The organism is Sphingomonas morindae, from assembly GCF_023822065.1.
Classification (GTDB): Bacteria; Pseudomonadota; Alphaproteobacteria; order Sphingomonadales; family Sphingomonadaceae; genus Solisphingomonas; species Solisphingomonas morindae.
In genome coordinates this window covers 1726831-1743166 of the sequence record NZ_CP084930.1, presented here as the reverse complement: position 1 = coordinate 1743166, position 16336 = coordinate 1726831, and the positions used below count along the sequence as shown (strand labels likewise).

The 16336-nt window shown below is 71.0% G+C and carries 17 protein-coding genes and 1 pseudogene; 9 read left to right on the top strand and 9 right to left on the bottom strand.

All coding sequences use genetic code 11. From position 1 onward, the window contains the following. Nucleotides 1-9: 9 nt before the first annotated feature. From LHA26_RS08425 to LHA26_RS08405, 5 genes are read left to right on the top strand one after another with little or no spacing between them, the layout of a single operon-like run. Nucleotides 10-528, top strand: coding sequence for a dihydrofolate reductase (locus LHA26_RS08425; RefSeq protein ID WP_252168259.1), 519 nt, complete (start codon nt 10-12; stop codon nt 526-528). Nucleotides 529-535: 7 nt separating this feature from the next. After that, on the top strand, nt 536-1477 hold the full coding sequence (locus tag LHA26_RS08420) for a bifunctional riboflavin kinase/FAD synthetase (protein ID WP_252168258.1): 942 nt from the start codon (nt 536-538) through the stop codon (nt 1475-1477). Between the two features lie 12 nt (nt 1478-1489). Then, complete coding sequence (gene ileS, locus LHA26_RS08415; RefSeq protein WP_252168257.1) at nt 1490-4321, top strand: isoleucine--tRNA ligase; 2832 nt, start codon at nt 1490-1492, stop codon at nt 4319-4321. Continuing rightward, the gene (lspA, locus tag LHA26_RS08410; RefSeq protein WP_437441242.1) at nt 4314-4832 is read left to right on the top strand and encodes a signal peptidase II; all 519 of its coding nucleotides are present in this window, start codon (nt 4314-4316) and stop codon (nt 4830-4832) included. The genes ileS and lspA overlap by 8 nt, the downstream gene beginning before the upstream one ends. Further along, nucleotides 4825-5283 carry a DUF3035 domain-containing protein gene (locus LHA26_RS08405; RefSeq protein WP_252168256.1) on the top strand — a complete coding sequence of 153 codons (459 nt, stop codon included), beginning with the start codon at nt 4825-4827 and terminating at the stop codon, nt 5281-5283. The genes lspA and LHA26_RS08405 overlap by 8 nt, the downstream gene beginning before the upstream one ends. An 86-nt stretch (nt 5284-5369) precedes the next feature. On the opposite strand, the gene LHA26_RS08400 is transcribed toward LHA26_RS08405, so the two are convergent. The 3 genes from LHA26_RS08400 to LHA26_RS08390 all read right to left on the bottom strand — a co-directional run bounded on the left by LHA26_RS08400 (nt 5370) and on the right by LHA26_RS08390 (nt 8366). After that, nucleotides 5370-6128 (bottom strand): TorF family putative porin, encoded by a 759-nt coding sequence (locus tag LHA26_RS08400; protein WP_252168255.1) that lies wholly within the window; start codon nt 6126-6128, stop codon nt 5370-5372. A 202-nt stretch (nt 6129-6330) separates the two neighbouring features. Next, nucleotides 6331-7515, bottom strand: a complete 1185-nt coding sequence (metC, locus tag LHA26_RS08395; RefSeq protein ID WP_252168254.1) for a cystathionine beta-lyase — start codon at nt 7513-7515, stop codon at nt 6331-6333. Continuing rightward, the gene (locus LHA26_RS08390) at nt 7512-8366 is read right to left on the bottom strand and encodes a sulfurtransferase (RefSeq protein WP_252168253.1); all 855 of its coding nucleotides are present in this window, start codon (nt 8364-8366) and stop codon (nt 7512-7514) included. Before LHA26_RS08390 ends, metC begins: the two co-directional genes overlap by 4 nt. A 118-nt stretch (nt 8367-8484) precedes the next feature. On the opposite strand from LHA26_RS08390, the gene queF reads away from it, so the two are divergent. Then, complete coding sequence (gene queF, locus LHA26_RS08385) at nt 8485-8931, top strand: preQ(1) synthase (RefSeq protein WP_252168252.1); 447 nt, start codon at nt 8485-8487, stop codon at nt 8929-8931. 18 nt (nt 8932-8949) lie between these two features. On the opposite strand, the gene LHA26_RS08380 is transcribed toward queF, so the two are convergent. Next, nucleotides 8950-9900 (bottom strand): isopenicillin N synthase family dioxygenase, encoded by a 951-nt coding sequence (locus LHA26_RS08380; RefSeq protein ID WP_252168251.1) that lies wholly within the window; start codon nt 9898-9900, stop codon nt 8950-8952. 139 nt (nt 9901-10039) lie between these two features. Here LHA26_RS08380 and aat point away from each other — a divergent pair, with 139 nt between their 5' ends. Continuing rightward, entirely contained in the window at nt 10040-10807 is a 768-nt protein-coding gene (gene aat / locus LHA26_RS08375; RefSeq protein ID WP_252168327.1) for a leucyl/phenylalanyl-tRNA--protein transferase, read from the top strand. 35 nt (nt 10808-10842) lie between these two features. On the opposite strand, the pseudogene LHA26_RS08370 reads toward aat, so the two are convergent. The 5 genes and pseudogenes from LHA26_RS08370 to LHA26_RS08350 form a co-directional block, all read right to left on the bottom strand. Beyond that, a pseudogene (locus LHA26_RS08370) lies at nt 10843-11076 on the bottom strand (DUF2155 domain-containing protein); the annotation flags it as partial. A 233-nt stretch (nt 11077-11309) separates the two neighbouring features. Then, complete coding sequence (gene mlaD / locus LHA26_RS08365; RefSeq protein WP_252168250.1) at nt 11310-11846, bottom strand: outer membrane lipid asymmetry maintenance protein MlaD; 537 nt, start codon at nt 11844-11846, stop codon at nt 11310-11312. After that, on the bottom strand, nt 11843-12241 hold the full coding sequence (locus tag LHA26_RS08360; RefSeq protein ID WP_252168249.1) for an NADH:ubiquinone oxidoreductase subunit NDUFA12: 399 nt from the start codon (nt 12239-12241) through the stop codon (nt 11843-11845). The genes mlaD and LHA26_RS08360 overlap by 4 nt, the downstream gene beginning before the upstream one ends. A 70-nt stretch (nt 12242-12311) precedes the next feature. After that, nucleotides 12312-12998 (bottom strand): cold-shock protein, encoded by a 687-nt coding sequence (locus LHA26_RS08355; RefSeq protein ID WP_367890745.1) that lies wholly within the window; start codon nt 12996-12998, stop codon nt 12312-12314. 82 nt (nt 12999-13080) lie between these two features. Next, on the bottom strand, nt 13081-13617 hold the full coding sequence (locus LHA26_RS08350; RefSeq protein ID WP_252168248.1) for a regulatory protein RecX: 537 nt from the start codon (nt 13615-13617) through the stop codon (nt 13081-13083). A 189-nt stretch (nt 13618-13806) separates the two neighbouring features. Between LHA26_RS08350 and LHA26_RS08345 the strand changes: the two genes are divergently transcribed. Further along, nucleotides 13807-15525, top strand: coding sequence for a fatty acyl-AMP ligase (locus tag LHA26_RS08345; protein ID WP_252168325.1), 1719 nt, complete (start codon nt 13807-13809; stop codon nt 15523-15525). Continuing rightward, a complete protein-coding gene (locus LHA26_RS08340; protein ID WP_252168247.1) occupies nt 15522-16229 on the top strand; it encodes a hypothetical protein in 708 nt (235 codons plus the stop codon). Before LHA26_RS08345 ends, LHA26_RS08340 begins: the two co-directional genes overlap by 4 nt. Nucleotides 16230-16336: the final 107 nt, after the last annotated feature.

The following is a 16336-nucleotide window of genomic DNA, read 5'->3' as shown; positions in this document are numbered from 1 at the left end:
GAGGGCGGCATGACCGGCCCCGAACTTCTGATCGTCGTCGCCCGCGCCGATAATGGCGTGATCGGCCGCGACGGCCGCCTGCCCTGGCACCTGCCCGCCGATCTCCGGCGGTTCAAGGCGCTCACCATGGGCCTGGCGATGGTGATGGGGCGCCGCACCTTCGAAAGCCTGCCGGGCCTGCTGCCGGGCCGCCGCCATATCGTGCTGACGCGGGACCGTGGCTGGCAGGCGGCCGGCGCCGAGCCCGTGCCCGATCTCGCGGCGGCGATCGCGCGGGCCGGCGGCGATCGGGTGGCGATCATCGGCGGCGCCGAAATCTACCGGCTCGCGCTGCCGTACGCGCATCGCGTGGAGCTTACCGAAGTCCATGCCCGGCCCGAGGGCGACACGATGCTGCCGCCGCTGACCGGCTGGCGCGAGGCGGCGCGGATCGATCATCCCGCCGAAGCGGAGCGCCCCGGCTACAGCTTCGTCACGCTGGTGCGCGACGGGGCGGCGCGGTTGGCAACGGGCGACGCTCTGCTATAGGCCGCCCATGGAATGGCTTTCCGGCGACAGCCCGGTGCCCGCGCACTGGCGCGGGGCGGTGGTCGCGCTCGGCAATTTCGACGGCTTCCACCTCGGCCACCAGGCCGTGGTGGGCCGTGCCCTGGCGCGCGCGCGCGCGGAGGGGCTGCCGGCGCTGGTCGTCACCTTCGATCCGCATCCCGCGCGGCTCTTCCGGCCCGATGCGCCGCCCTTCCTGCTTACCAGCATCGCGCAGCGCATGGCGCTGTTCGCCGCCTTCGGCATGGATGGCGCGCTTGCCCTGCCCTTCACCCGCGCGCTCGCGGCCGAGCCGCCCGAGGCCTTTGTCGCCGAGTGGCTGGACGCGCGGATCGGCGCGGCGGCGGTGGTGACGGGCACCGACTTTACCTTCGGCCGCGATCGGGCGGGCACGGTGGCGCATCTCGCCACGCTCGCGGCGGCGCGCGGCATCGCGGCCGAAACCGTGGCGCCGCTCCATGCCGAAGGCGGCATCGCCTCCTCGACGCGGGTCAGGGCGGCGCTGCGCGAGGGCGACATGGCGCTGGCGACGCGGCTGCTCGGCCGCCCCTTCACCATCGCCGGCACGGTGCAGCATGGCGACAAGCTGGGCCGCCAGCTCGGCTATCCCACCGCCAATCTCGATCTCGGCGCCTATGTGCGGCCGGCCTATGGCGTCTATGCGGTGCGTGGCCGGCTGGCCGATGGGCGGGTGCTGGGCGGCGCGGCGAATCTCGGCGTGCGCCCCCAGTTCGATCCGCCCAAGGAATTGCTCGAGCCGCACTTCTTCGATTTCAGCGGCGATCTCTACGGCCAGCCGATCGCGGTGGAGCTGATCGCCCGGCTGCGCGGCGAGGCGCGCTTTCCGACCCTCGATGCGCTGGTGCGCCAGATCGACGCCGATTGCGTCGCCGCCGCCCAACTCCTTGCGGGTTTCGCGCCCGCGCTTTAACCAGCGCGGCTTATGGTCGATCAGCCCGACACCCCGCGCGACTGGCGCGACACCGTCTTCCTCCCGAAGACCGACTTCCCCATGAAGGCGGGCCTTGCCGCCAAGGAACCGGCGATCCTCGCCGCCTGGGAGGCGGAGGATCTCTACGGACAGCTGCGCCGCGCCCGCGCCGGCGCCGAGCGCTTCATCCTCCATGACGGGCCGCCCTACGCCAATGGCGACATCCATATGGGCCACGCCATGAACAAGGTGCTCAAGGACATCATCGTCCGCTCGCAATCCTTGCTCGGCAAAGACGCGCCCTATGTCCCGGGATGGGACTGTCACGGCCTGCCGATCGAGTGGAAGGTCGAGGAACAGTATCGCGCCCGCAAGCTCGACAAGGATCAGGTCGATCCCGTCGCCTTCCGCGCCGAATGCCGCGCCTATGCCGCCAAATGGGTCGACATCCAGCGCGAGCAGTTCAAACGGCTGGGCGTGATGGGCGATTGGGCCGATCCCTATCTCACCATGCGCCACGAGGCCGAGGCCTCGATCGTGCGCGAGCTGCTGCGCTTCGCCGAAACGGGCCAGGTCTATCGCGGCGCCAAGCCGGTGATGTGGTCGCCCGTGGAAAAGACCGCGCTCGCCGAGGCCGAGGTGGAATACGAGGATATCGTCTCCACCCAGATCGACGTCGCCTTCGAGATCACGCGCGCGGGCGATCCGGATCTGATCGGCGCGCATGCCGTGATCTGGACGACGACGCCCTGGACCATCCCCGTCAACCAGGCGCTCGCTTATGGTCCGTCGCTCGATTATCTGCTGATCGAGGTGGAGGGCCGCCGCCTGCTCGTCGCCGAGCCGCTGCTCGAGGCCTTTCTGGGCCGGATCGGCGCCCCCGCGCACCGCATGCTCGCGCTCTACAAGGGCGTGTTGCTGGAAGGCGCCGAGGCGCGCCACCCGATGCACGCGCTGGGCGGCTTCTTCGCCACGCCGCGGCCGCTGCTGGCGGGCGATTTCGTCACCACCGACGCCGGCACCGGGCTCGTCCACATGGCGCCCGACCATGGGGAGGATGATTTCCTGCTGTGCAAGAGCGTCGGCATCGAGCCGGTGTTCGCGGTGGAAGGCGATGGCCGCTACCGCGCGGACTGGGGGTGGCTCGGCGGCCAGGGCTCGGTCATCAATCCCAAGTTCAACGCGCCCGAGGGGCCGATCTGCACAGCGCTGCGCGAGACGGGCGCGCTGCTCGCCGCCTCGGCCGATTTCCGCCACTCCTATCCGCACAGCTGGCGTTCCAAGGCCAAGCTCATCTTCCGCGCGACGCCGCAATGGTTCATCGCCATGGACCGGCCGATCGCCGCGGCGGACGACGCGGCGGACGGGCGCGCCGAGCCCGGCAACGGGGCGACGCTGCGCGGCCTCGCGCTCGACGCGATCGCCGCCACCCGCTTCGTGCCGGAGCGCGGCCGCAACCGCATCGGCGCGATGGTCTCCGGCCGGCCCGACTGGGTGATCAGCCGCCAGCGCGCCTGGGGCGTGCCGATCGCGCTCTATGTCGATGCGCAGGGGCGCTATCTCAACGATCCGGCGGTCAATGCCCGGATCGTCGCGGCGTTCGAGGCGAACGGGGCGGATGCCTGGTACGGCGCCGACCATGCCGCCCTGCTCGGCCCCGATCATGATCCGGCGGCGTGGCAGCCGGTGACGGACATTCTCGATGTCTGGTTCGATTCGGGCTCGACCCACGCCTTCACCATCGAGGCGCGCTATGGCGAGGGCGTGCGCGCCGACCTCTATCTCGAAGGCAGCGACCAGCATCGCGGCTGGTTCCAAAGCTCGCTGCTGGAGAGCTGCGGCACGCGCGGCCAGGCGCCCTACAAGGCGGTGCTGACCCATGGCTTCGCGCTCGACGGCCAGGGCCGCAAAATGTCCAAGTCGATCGGCAATGTCGTCGATCCGCTCAAGATCATCGGCGAGAGCGGCGCGGACATTCTGCGCCTCTGGGTGGCGAGCACCGACTATTTTGAGGATGTGCGCATCGGCAAGGAGATCCTCGCCGGCACCTCGGATGCCTATCGCAAGCTGCGCAACACCTTCCGCTATCTGCTCGGCGCGCTGGACGGGTTCGACGAGGCGGAGCGGGTGACGTTCGACGAGCTGCCGGAGCTGGAGCGCTATGTGCTCCACCTGCTCGCCGAGCTGGACGAGACGCTGCGCCAGGCGACCGGCGATTTCGAGCTTAATCGCTATGCGCGGGCGCTGATCGATTTCGCCAATGCCGATCTCTCGGCCTTCTTCTTCGATATCCGCAAGGACGTGCTCTATTGCGATATCGGCCCGTCCGCGCCGGAGGGGACGCTGGCGCGGCGCGCCTATCGCACGGTGCTCGATACGCTGTTCCACGCGCTGGTGCGCTATGCCGCGCCGATCCTCTGCTTCACCGCCGAGGAGGTGTGGCGCAGCCGCTATCCGGAGGCGGGATCGGTGCATCTGCTGGTCTGGCCGGCGATCGATCCGCGCTGGTCCGATCCGATCCTCGATGCGCAGTGGCAGCAGCTGCGCGCGCTCCGCGCCGCCGTCTCGGCCGAGATCGAGCCGCGCCGCAAGGCCAAGGAGCTGGGCTCCAGCCTCGAGGCGCGGGTCGCGCTGGGCACGGTGCAGCGGCCGCCGGCGACGCCGAGCGCGCTGGCGGAGCTGTTCATCGTCTCCGATGTCCGGCTGGAAGAGACGCTGCACGGCCCGACGGTCATCGTCCACCGCACCGATTTCCACAAATGCGGCCGCTGCTGGCGCCATCTGCCCGACGTGGCCGAGGAGGGCGCGCTGTGCCGCCGCTGCGAGGAGATGGTGCGTGGCTGATCCGGTGCGCGTGCGTCAGACCGGGCTTGCCATCGCCGCCCTGCTCTTCGTCGCCGATCAGGCGGTGAAGGCCTTCGTCATCCACGGGCTGCGCCTGCCCGAGCGGCTGGTGCTGGATCTGCTGCCGATCTTCCGCCTGGCCTGGGTGGAAAATCACGGCATCTCGATGGGCTTCCTCACCGCCGGCAGCGATAGCGAGCGCTGGCTGCTGGTCGCGCTGACCGGCGCCATCGCGGTGGCGGTGCTGTTCTGGCTATGGCGCGAGCGCAACCGGCTGGATGGCGCGGCGCTGGGCCTGGTGCTGGGGGGCGCGCTCGGCAATATCTGCGATCGCGTGCGGCTCGGCTATGTCGCCGACTTCCTCGACCTGCATTTCGGCGATCTCCACCCTTTCCTGGTGTTCAACGTCGCCGATGCCGCTATTACGGTCGGCGTGCTGCTGCTGGTGCTGCGCGCGCTGTTCACGCGCCGGCCCGAACAACCGGCCGCTGCGGAGGATAAGAATGCGTAAGGTGATGGCTGTGACGGGGGCATTGGCTGCGGCGGCGACGCTGGCGGCCTGCGCCAACACCAAGGCGTCGGGCTTCGGCTCGCGCAGCGGTCCCAATGAATTCGCGGTGACGCGCGCACCGCCGCTGACCATGCCGCCCGATTTCTCGCTGCGGCCGCCCAAGCCCGGTGCGCCGCGCCCGCAGGAAGCGAGCCCGTCCGCGCAGGCGCTGGCGGCGATGTTCGGGGGCACCGCCAAGGTGTCGCCCGGCCAGCAGGCATTGATCGACGCGGCCGGCGGCGCGCCCGACAGCGGCGTGCGCTCGGAAGCGGGCAGCCCCGGCACCGATGTGGTCGACAAGGGCGCCACCACCCAGGCGATTCTCGCCGCGCCGGCGGGCTCGCAGGATGCCGCCGCCACCGCGGCCACGCCGCAGCCCGGCACCGCGCCGGCGGCGACGCCGCAGCACTGATCCGCGCGCCAGTGCCGCGTTGACAAGGCCGGGGCGGCGCCGCCCCGGCCTTTTTCATGCCCGCCGACGGTCGGCGGGCGGGCGGATCAGAAGGCGACCGCCACCGCGCCGACAAAGCCGCCCTTGGCGATATCGCGATTATGGCCGCCGCCGTTCGGATAGCTGTAGAGCGTCTTGTCGGTATCGACATAGGCGGCCGAGAAGGTCAGCGCCTTCCAACTGTAAGCCGCCGTCACGCTCCAGTCGGTATAATGCGTGTCGAAGGTGATGTAATTGCGGACGAAGGAATGGCCGAGATGGCCGGTGACGGTGAAGCCCGTATTGGGGATCGCCGCCGAAAGCTCGGCATAGCCATAGGCGCCGGCGGCGCGGGCCTTGGTGGTGGTGGCGAGGCCGTGCTGGCTCCACGAGAAATTGCCGCCGAGCTTGGCGCTGAGCGGGCCGAAGCTGTGCGACACGTTCAGATAGGGCTCGAAAAAGTCGGTATTGGCGCCGCCCGAGCCGGGATAGTAATAATAGAGCAGGCCGCCATCCACCGTGGTGCCGTTGATGGTCTTCTTGTAGCCGCCATAGAGATCGATCTCCTGATCGCCGCCATTGGCGACATAATCGTCGATCGAGCTGCCCCAGGTGCCAATATAGAAGCCCGAGGAATGGGCGACGCCGATCGTGCCCTGCAGGGCGAAGCGGCGGTTGGTCTGCGACAGGCCGCGGAAGCGATAATCGCTGATCAGCGTGGCGCCGCCGGTGATGGTGAAGGGGCTTGCCGGCGCATCCTGCGCGAACAGCGGCGCGGACGCGGCGCCGATCAGACCGGCGAGCAGAAGGTGACGGAGCTTGGGCATGGATGGATCCCCCGAGTGGACGACAATGGCTTCCATCCTGCGTTCCGCGCTGCCCCGGCTCTCATGCACGCACGGGCGGGGCTGGCGACGGACAGCCCCTTCCTATCGCGTGTGCTGCGATAGCGAAAGCAACAATCCGGACACGGACCAGAAACAGTCTGGCTGTTGCGTCACAGGCACAGAGGACGACACACCCTGTCGCTCAGCCGCGCGCGGCGCGGAAGCGGGCGAGCCCCGCCTCGAGATCCTTGATCAGATCCTCGACGCTTTCCAGGCCGATATGGAGCCGCATCACCGGGCCCTCGGCCTGCCAGCGCGTCGCGCTGCGGAGCGCCGCGGGATCCACCGGCAAAGCGAGGCTCTCATAGCCGCCCCAGGAAAAGCCGATGCCGAAATGCCGCAGGCCATCGATCAGCGCCGCCCGCGCCGCCGCGTCGCCGCCGGCCAGAACGACGCTGAACAGGCCGGACGCGCCGGTGAAGTCGCGCTGCCACAGGGCATGGCCGGGGCAATCGGGCAGCGCCGGGTGCAGCACCCGCGCCACCTCGGGCCGCGCCGCCAGCCAACGCGCCACCGCAAGGCCGCTCGCCTGATGCTGGCGCAGCCGCACCCCCATGGTGCGCAGCCCGCGCAGCCCGAGCGCGGCGTCGTCCGGTCCGACATGCTGGCCGAAGCGCTGCGCCGTCTGCCGCAGCGCGGCGTAATGGCCGGGCGCCGCCGTCACCGCGCCGAGCATCGCGTCCGAATGGCCGACCACATATTTGGTGCAGGCGAGGATCGAGAGATCCACGCCCAGCGCGAGCGCGGGCAGGAAGAGCGGCGTCGCCCAGGTATTGTCGAGCAGCGTCACCGCGCCCGCCGCGCGCGCGGCGGCGACGATGGCGGGGATATCCTGCACCTCGAAGGTCAGGCTGCCCGGGCTTTCCAGAAACACCGCGCGCGTCTGCGGGCCGAGCAGCGCGGCGATGTCGCCGCCCAGCAGCGGATCGTAGAAGCGCGTGCTGATCCCCATCGGCGCCAGCACCTGGCGGCAAAAGGCGCGGGTCGGCTCATAGACGCTGTCGACCATCAGCAGCTCGTCGCCGGGCTTGAGCACGCTCAGCAGCGCCACCGCGATCGCCGCGACGCCGGAGGGAAAGAGCATCGTTCCTTCCGCGCCCGGCTCGAGGCCGGTGAGCGCATCGGCCAGCGCCCATTGCGTGGGCGTGCCGCGCCGGCCGTAGAACAGGCCGCCATCGGCATTGTGCCGGCAGGCATCGGCCAGCGCGGCGCAGCTGTCGAACAAGATGGTGGAGGCGCGCCATACCGGCGGATTGACGACGCCTTGCGTCCATTCCGGGCGCCGCCCGCCTTCCACCAGCCGCGTGTCGGGCCGCTCGCCGCTCATGCCGCGTCGACCTGCTTGGGCGTGTCGGCCAGACTACCCCATTCGCTCCAGGAGCCATCGTAGAGCGCCTGGCCCGCCCCGCCGCCCAGGAGATGGGCCGCGAACATCAGCCCGGCGGCGGTGATGCCCGAGCCGCAGGTGAAGATCGCCGGCGCGCGCGGATCGACCCCGGCGGCGGCGAAGGCGGCCGCAAGCGCCTCCGGAGCGTGCCACCGGCCATCGGCGGCGAAGAGCTGGCCATAGGGCAGGTTGACCGCGCCGGGCATATGGCCGGGGGCGACGCCAGGCCGGGGATCGGCCTCCGCGCCCGAGAAGCGCGGCCGGCCGCGCGCATCGACGATCGGCCGATCGCCCGCGGCCTGGGCGGCACGCATCGCCTCGAGCGACACGAGCAGCGCCGCGTCGCGCGCGGTGAAATCGGTCTCGTCCGGGCTGATCGCGCGATCGGGCGAGGCACCGGTGGCGAGCGGCCGGCCGGCGGCGCGCCACGCCGCCAGCCCGCCATCCAGCAGCGCCACGCGGGTGGCGCCGTACAGCCGCAACAGCCACCAGGCGCGCGCGGACGTGTGGTGCGGCGAATCATCGTAGAGCAGGATCGGCGCCGTGCGGCGCACCCCCAAGGCCGCCATCCGCGCGCGGAACGTCGCCAGCGGCGGCACCGTCGCGGGCAGGCTGCTGGCAGGGTCGACGAGGCTGGCGAGATCGAGAAAGCGCGCGCCCGCGATATGGCCGGCGCGATATTCGGCGGCGGCGTCGCGCTCGGGCTCGAAGGGCAGATAGGTCGCGTCGAGGATGACGAGATCGGCCGGGGCCTCGCGGGTGAGCCACTCGATCGAGACGAGGTCGTCCATTGCCTGCTCCTTGCTGCGCGCGTCCCGCATAGGCGCGGCCGCTTGCGCGCCGCAAGCCGTCCGCCTACATCGCGCCCGATCCGGCGCGCGCTCGGCGCCGCCTTTTCAGGACAGGCGCATGCCCCTCACCCATCTTGGCCAGAGCAGCGGCCTGCCCGCGCGCCCCGAAGAGGCCGTGCTCGACTATGTGCCCAATCCCCGCGCCGGCCGCCTTTATCTGGTGCGCTTCGTGGCGCCCGAATTCACCTCGCTCTGCCCCGTCACCGGCCAGCCCGATTTCGCGCATCTGGTGATCGATTACGCCCCCGGCGAGACGATCGTGGAGTCCAAGTCGCTCAAGCTGTTCCTCGGCAGCTTCCGCAATCATGCGGCGTTCCACGAGGATTGCACCGTCGGCATCGGCGAACGGCTGGTGGCGGAGATGGCGCCGCGCTGGCTGCGCATCGGCGGCTATTGGTATCCGCGCGGCGGCATCCCGATCGATGTCTTCTGGCAGACGGGCGCCGCGCCCGAAGGGCTGTGGGTGCCCGACCAGGGCGTGCCCGGCTATCGCGGCCGGGGCTGAGCCCGGCCGCGCCGCCGCTCACAGCAATTTGATCTCGCGCAGCCGCTGCATGAGATAGTCATGCGCGGTGATCGGCTCGGGGTAGCGGTTGGGATGCGCGGCATCGATGCAGCCGGGCAGCGTCTCGATCCGATAATCCGGCCGGAAGTGCAGGAAGAAGGGCATGGAGTAGCGCGCCACGCCGCGCCGCGCCGATGCTGGATTGGCGACGCGGTGCGTGGTCGAGCGCAGCCGGTTGTTGGTCAGCCGCTGCAACATATCGCCGATATTGACCGCCAGCTCGCCTTCGCCGGGCGTCACCGACAGCCATTGCCCATCCTGGTCGAGGATCTCCAGCCCCGCCTCCTCGGCGCCGAGCAACAGGGTGATGGTGTTGATATCCTCGTGCGCGCCCGCGCGGATCGAGGGGCCGTCGCCGGTCACCGGCGGATAGTGGAGCAGCCGCAGCACGCTGTTGCCGTCCGCCACGGGATCGACGAAAAAGTCCCGGTCGAGGCCGAGATGCAGCGCGATGGCGGCGAGGATGCGCGCGCCGGTGGCGTCGAAGGCGGCGAACAGCTCCAGGAACGTCTCGCGGAAATCCTCGGGCGCCTCGGGCCAGATATTGGGCGCCATCAGGCCGGCATAGCGATGGCCTTCGGGCAGCTCGCGGCCGACATGCCAGAATTCCTTGAGGTCCACGGCCTGCGCGCCCTTGGCCGTCTCGATGCCGAAGGGGGTATAGCCGCGCGCGCCGCCGGTGCCGGGCCGGTGATAGCGGCGCTTCACCGCGTCCGGCAGCGCGAACAGCGCCCGGCTCGCCGCCTCGGCGCGCGCGATCAGCGCGGGCGACAGGCCATGATCCGAAACCACCGCGAAGCCATAGCGCTCGAACGAGTCGCCGAGGCGCGCCGCGAAGCTCTCGATCGGCGCCGCCAGCGACACCGAAGCCACCGCCGCCGGGCGAACATCTGCATGCATGTCAGTCATGCCCGCTGGATAGGCCTCTCGCGCGCGGGAAGGAAGCGGGCTTGGCGAATGCCCCTTGCGGCGGCGCCGGCCTGCTATAGGTTATCCACATGGCTGCTGTACGCGCCTCACGAGTCCCTGGCGAGCGGTGGTCCGGCTGATGCTGGGGCGCGGGCGCCGGGTCGCGGCAGAGCCGATCGATCCCGATTTGCTGGTGCGCGCCTATTCGGTCGGCGTCTTCCCGATGGCCGACAGCCGCGAGGCGCCCGACATTTTCTGGGTCGAGCCCAAGAAGCGCGGCGTTCTGCCGCTGGATCGCTTCCATCTCTCGCGCTCGCTGGCCAAGCTGCTGCGATCGGAGCGCTTCTCCGTCACCGCCGACCGTGCCTTCGGCGCCGTGGTGGCGGCCTGCGCCGAAGCCACCGCCGATCGCCCCGAAACCTGGATCAACCGCCAGATCGAGGATGCCTATGGCACGCTCCATCGGCGCGGCTATGCCCATTCGATCGAGGTGTGGGAGGGATCGGCGCTGGTCGGCGGCCTCTATGGCGTGGCGCTGGGGCGCGCCTTTTTCGGCGAAAGCATGTTCAGCCGCGCGCCCAACGCCTCCAAGCTGGCGATGGCGCACCTCGTCGCGCGGCTGCGCCATGGCGGCTTCACCCTGCTCGATTGCCAGTTCATCACCGATCACCTCGCCTCGCTGGGCGCGGTGGAGATCAGCCGCTCCGACTATCGGGCGCTGTTGGACGATGCGCTGTCGGGCACGGCGGCGGCGCCCTCGGGCGCGGTGGCCGGCGCCTCGCCCTCGGGCGATTTCTTCGCGGCGGACGCGGCGCGCGGCGCGCCGGCCGACACCGCATTGGCCAGCACCGTGTCCGGGCCGACATCCGGATGGGTCATCGCGCAGCTCTTGGGCCAGACATCGTAGATCGGGTCCTCGACCGTGTTGAGCGAGGGCGATTCCTTGTAGAGCCAGCCGGAGAAGACGCGCCGCCACCGCCCGTCGCGCGCGCGCGTGTCGAGCTGCACAAAGGCCCCGGTGAGCGGCTCGGCCTCCCACGGCCCCGTCGTCTCGCACGCCCGCAGCCGCACCACGACATCGCCGACGCGCACCGCCTGGCCCGGGCGGAGATGGAGATCCCGCGCCACGCCGTTGCGCTTGTTGAGCAGGCCCAGCACGGCGTCGCGCTCCGCCATGGGCGTTTCCGGCCGGCGATCGGGCGCGCCCGCGCCTTCGGCCGGCGGCGCGCTGGCGGCGGGGCGATGGCGCGGGGGCGCGGCGGACGGCGCGGCATCGGCCGCATCGCCGGCGCCCTGCTCGGCCAGCGGCAGCGCGGGCCGCTCGTCCGGCACGGTTTGCAGCGCGGCGACGCCGCCCAGCGCGATCAGGCCCGCGCCGGCCAGCAGCGCGGCCGCCAGCGCGCCGCGCGTCACGGCGTGGGGCTGGTGGTCGCGTCGGCCTTGGCGGGGGCGCCCGCCGCGCCGGCGCTGCCGCCGCTGCTGCTGCTGCTGCCGCCGGACTTGTTGACGAACTGGCCGATCAGGCTGGTGAGATCCAGCGACCCTTGCGTATCGATGATGGTATCGCCGCTCTTCAGCGGGGTGGTATCGCCGCCCGGGATCAGCGCGATATAGCTGCCGCCGAGAATGCCCTGCGAGGTGATGGCGGCGCTGCTGTCGGCCGGGATCCGCGTCTTGGGATCGAGCGCCAGCGTGATGTTCGCCATATAGCTTTTGGGATCGAGCGACTGGGCGACGACCGCGCCGACCTTCATGCCCGCAACGCGGACGTCGGTGCCGATGCCGATGCCGCTGGCATTCTGGAATTGCGCGGTGACGGTGATGCCGCCGCGCGCCGTGCCGCCGCCCGTGCGCTGCCACGCATAGATGACGAACCAGATGGCGACGATCACGACGACGAGACCGATCACGGCCTCGGCGCCATGCTCCTTGAGCGCGGATTTCATGCCGCGTCGGGGCTCCAGGCCTCATAGTCGCCGGTGGCGGCGGCGCGCTTGCCGCCCGCCTCCAGCGCGCCGGCGGGACGATAGGCGCGGTTGGTGCCGGTGACGTTCATGTCATAGGGCTTTTGCCAGGGACGGGCGGGCGGCAGCACGGCATCCGGCACGTCCGCCAGCTGGCCGTGGAGCCAGGCATGCCATTCCGGCGGCACCACGCTGGCATCGTTGGAGCCGGCATAGATGACCCAGCGGCGCGGCTTGCCATAGACATCGACGCCGCCCTGATAATAGGCGTTGCCCGCCGGATCCTTGCCGACGGACTTGCCGTGCCGCTTGGTGAAACGGCGGGTGCCGAAGGTGGCGCCGTTCCACCAGGTGAAGATGCTGGCCAGAAATCCCATGGTCTGCGCTTAGCGTGGCGCCGAAGCGGCGGCAAGGGGCGGCCGACGAGTCGCGCCCGCCCCGCCTGTCTCAATCGAGCAGGATCTGCACCGCCAGCGGCCCTTTCGGCCCGGCGGCGATGCGCGCGGTGAGCGCCTGCTCGGGCTGGAGATCGGCCAGGCCGGCGCGCCGCACCGTTTCCATGTGCACGAAAATATCGGCGCAATCATTTTCGCGCATCAGAAAGCCATAGCCTTTGAGCCGGTTGAACCACTTCACCCGGACCTTCTCGGGCTCGCCGGCCGCCTCGAGCAGCGGCAGCGGATCGACATGGCTGGAGGCGCGGCGCACCGCGGCTTCGAGATCGGGGCCGGTGGCGGTGGAGAGATCGAAGCTCAGCACCTCGCGCGCCTGGAGGCCGCGATCGCGTCGCACCGCCATGCAGCTGGCGCGCGCGCCCTCGGGCAGGCTGCGGCGGTTGTGCGGACGCAGCACCGAGAAGTGGATCAGCACATCGCCCTGGCCATGATCGTCGACCAGGAAACCGAAGCCCCGCGTGGCATCGAACCACTTGACCGCGCCGGTGACGGCGACGGCCTCCTCCCCATCCTCGAGCGGCACCAGGCCATCGGCGGCGTCGGCCGCGGCATCGATCCCGGACTCCTCGGCCCCTGACGCCACGCTTTTGGCCAGCCCCGTTCCGGGCAGGGCCGCGGCGATGCGACCAAAGCCATCCCCATGGCTCCGATCCTCGCGCGCCTGCACATTACTCTGCATCCCCCATTCCCCCACAGGGTGTCCGAGGATGAATGCTACGCGAATCGTCGGCAAACCGAACATTCCGTGAAAGTGCGGAGGTTCAGTTTTCGTCTCGTTGCGGTACAGTTCCGGGATGCGACTCCATGATCGCGCGCACATGATCGGGCGCATGGCCCGCGCGCAGCATCGCCGCCACCCCGCGCCGCCGCGCCGCCGGATCGACCGGGCCGGGCGCGAAGGGCCCGAGCCGGCGCCGCTCGGCATAGCGCAGCGCCGTCTCCCAGGCGTGGCGCCGCGCCTCTTCCAGCGCCTCGGCGCGGTCCTCGCCGGCGATGCCGAGCCCGTCCAGCGCGACGCCGAGCCGCCGCGCGCCGAGGCCGCGCCGCGCCAGCGCGCGGCCCCGCGCCGCCGCCAGCGCGGCATCGTCGACATAGCCGAGCCCCGCCAGCCGCGCGGCGAGCGCGTGCGGATCGGGCGGCGTGGCCCCCTCCCAGCCGCGCTCGGCGATCTTGCGCGCAAGATAACGTTCCAGCTTGACGCGGCTGGTGGCATAGCGGCCGACATAGGCGAGCGCGAGCCGCTCCAGCGTGGCGGCGGTGAGCGGTTCGGGCGCTTTTTTCGGGCGGAAGGCGGTCACGCGCCACGTTTGTGCCACAGTCGGGCCGGAATTAGAACGTTCGCATATCGCTAACGATAGCCAGTTGGATCATGCGCCGTGTGCGTCTATCACGCCCGGTCGAATTAGTTTGAGGAGATGCCGTCGGTGCGCCACGAGGTTGAGAGCACTGCCAGCACCACGAATCGCGTTGCCAAGGCCGAAACCGCTTTGTCGCCCACGCCGACGCAGGACAGGCTGCCCAAGCGGCTGGGTGATTTCGCCACGCTGGGCGAAGCGCTCGATTATGCCGCCGAAGGCGTGCGCGGGCTCAATTTCCACGATGCGCGCGGCACGCTGGTGCGCGCCTATCCCTATGCCGAGCTGCGCGCCGATGCGCTGGCCCATGCGCACCGGCTGATCGCGGCGGGCATCCGCGGCGGCGATCGCGTCGCGCTGGTCGCGGAGACGGGGCCGGATTTCGCGGCGCTCTTCTTCGGCGCCATCTATGCCGGCGCCTGGCCCGTGCCGCTGCCGCTGCCGACCAGCTTCGGCGGCCGCGAATCCTATATCGACCAGCTTTCGGTGCAGCTCGCCAGCGCCGATCCCAAGCTGCTGCTCTATCCGCTCGAGCTCGCCTCGATGGCGGGCGCGGCGGCGGCGGCGGGGGGCGTGGCCGGCGAGGATTATGAGGCGTTCGTCACGCGGCCGGCGCCGGTGGGCCCGCTGCCCCAGGCGCGGCCCGACGACATCGCCTATCTGCAATATTCCAGCGGATCGACGCGCTTTCCGCATGGCGTGGCGATCACCCATCGCGCGCTGCTCGACAATCTCGCCGCGCACGGCCACGGCATGAACGTGGCCAATGACGATCGCTGCGTCTCCTGGCTGCCCTGGTATCACGACATGGGGCTGGTCGGCTGCTTCCTCTCGCCGGTCGCCAACCAAGTCTCGACCGACTATCTCAAAACCGAGGATTTCGCGCGGCGCCCGCTGGCCTGGCTGGATCTCATCACCCGCAACCAGGGCAACACCCTCTCCTATTCGCCGACCTTCGGCTACGATATCTGCGCGCGCCGGATCGGCTCGCAATCCGATGTCGCCGGGCGGTTCGATCTGTCGCGCTGGCGGCTCGCGGGCAATGGCGCGGACATGATCCGCCCCGACGTGATGCAGGCCTTTGTCGATGCCTTCGCGCCCGCCGGCTTCCGCGCCGAGGCCTTCACCCCCAGCTACGGCCTCGCCGAGGCGACGCTGGCGGTCTCGATCATGCCGCCGGGCGAGGGCATCGTCGTCGAGCTGGTCGAGGAGACGCAGCTGTCGGGCGGCGACATCGCCGCGCACCGGCCGCAGCGCTACCGCGCCATCGTCAATTGCGGCAAGCCGGTGCGCGGGATGCGCATCGAGATCCGCGAGGAGGACGGCACGCCGCTCCCGGAAAAGGCGATCGGCAAGGTCTGGTGCGCGGGCGGCTCGCTGATGACGGGCTATTTCCGCGACGCCGCCGCCACCGAGGCGTGCCTCGTCGATGGCTGGCTCGATACCGGCGACATGGGCTATCTGTCGGACGGCTACATCTATATCGTCGGCCGCGCCAAGGACATGATCATCATCAACGGGCGCAATCACTGGCCGCAGGACATTGAATGGGCGGTGGAGCAGCTGCCGGGCTTCAAGGCCGGGGACATCGCGGCCTTCGCCATCACCACGCCGGGCGGCGAGGAGACGCCGGCGGTGCTGGTGCAGTGCCGCACCTCCGACACCGCCGAGCGCGCGCGGCTGCGCGAACTGATCCGCGAAAAAGTGCGCGCGATCACCGGCATGAACTGCGTGGTGGAGCTGGTGCCCCCGCGCACCCTGCCGCGCACCAGCTCGGGCAAGCTCAGCCGGGCCAAGGCGCGCAGCCTCTATCTGTCGGGCGAAATCCAGCCTTACGACATCGCCGCTTGATCGCGGCGGCGCCGCTGCTGGCCCTGGGGTTGGCGGCGGCGGCGCCCGCCGATACCGCCGCCGACCGCGCGCTGACGGCGCGCGAGGCGCGCTTCCGCTTTCCCGCGCCGGCACGGCTGGCGCCCGCGCTGGCCGCGATCGGCCGCGCCGCGCGCTGCCCCGCGCCGCCCCGGCCGATCGCGGCGTGGCCGGCGGCGGGCGATCCCGGCCTCCTCGCCGCGATCCTGACGCAGGGCGCGCGCGGCGGCTGGGTGGTGGTGGCGGGGGGCTGCGGCCCGCTTCTCCAGCTCCGCCTGATCGCACGAAGCGACGGCGGGCTCGATCTCGCCCCCTTTGCGCGCGGCGCGGGCCTCGCCTGGCCGAGCCTGGTGGCCGAGGCGCTGCCGATGGCGCGCGCCGCCGCCGCCACGCTGCTGCCGCACGGCTGCCCGGACGCGCGCCGCACCGACGGCCATATCGTCGCGATCGATCCGGGGCTGGCGCCGCGCCGCCACGGCATCCGCGCCACCGGCGGCTGGCGCGAGGCCTGGCGGCTCGAGGGCTGCGGCGGCGCGGCCAGCATTCCGCTGGATTTCGTGGCGCTTGGGCGCGGGCAGGCGCGGGTGCACCTGGCCTATGCCGATGCCCGGCGCCTGCCCTTAGGCGGCGGCGCCGCGGGGTCCCCCGCGGCCGACGCTTACGGCCCGGTAAGATATGGCCGCTAGGCTCCCAGCCGTGTCCGACCAACCCTCCCTCCGCGATGCCACGTCCTGGGCTTCGATCCTCGGGCTCCCCGGGGCGGGCGCGCGCCCGGACAGGAGCCTTGCCGAGG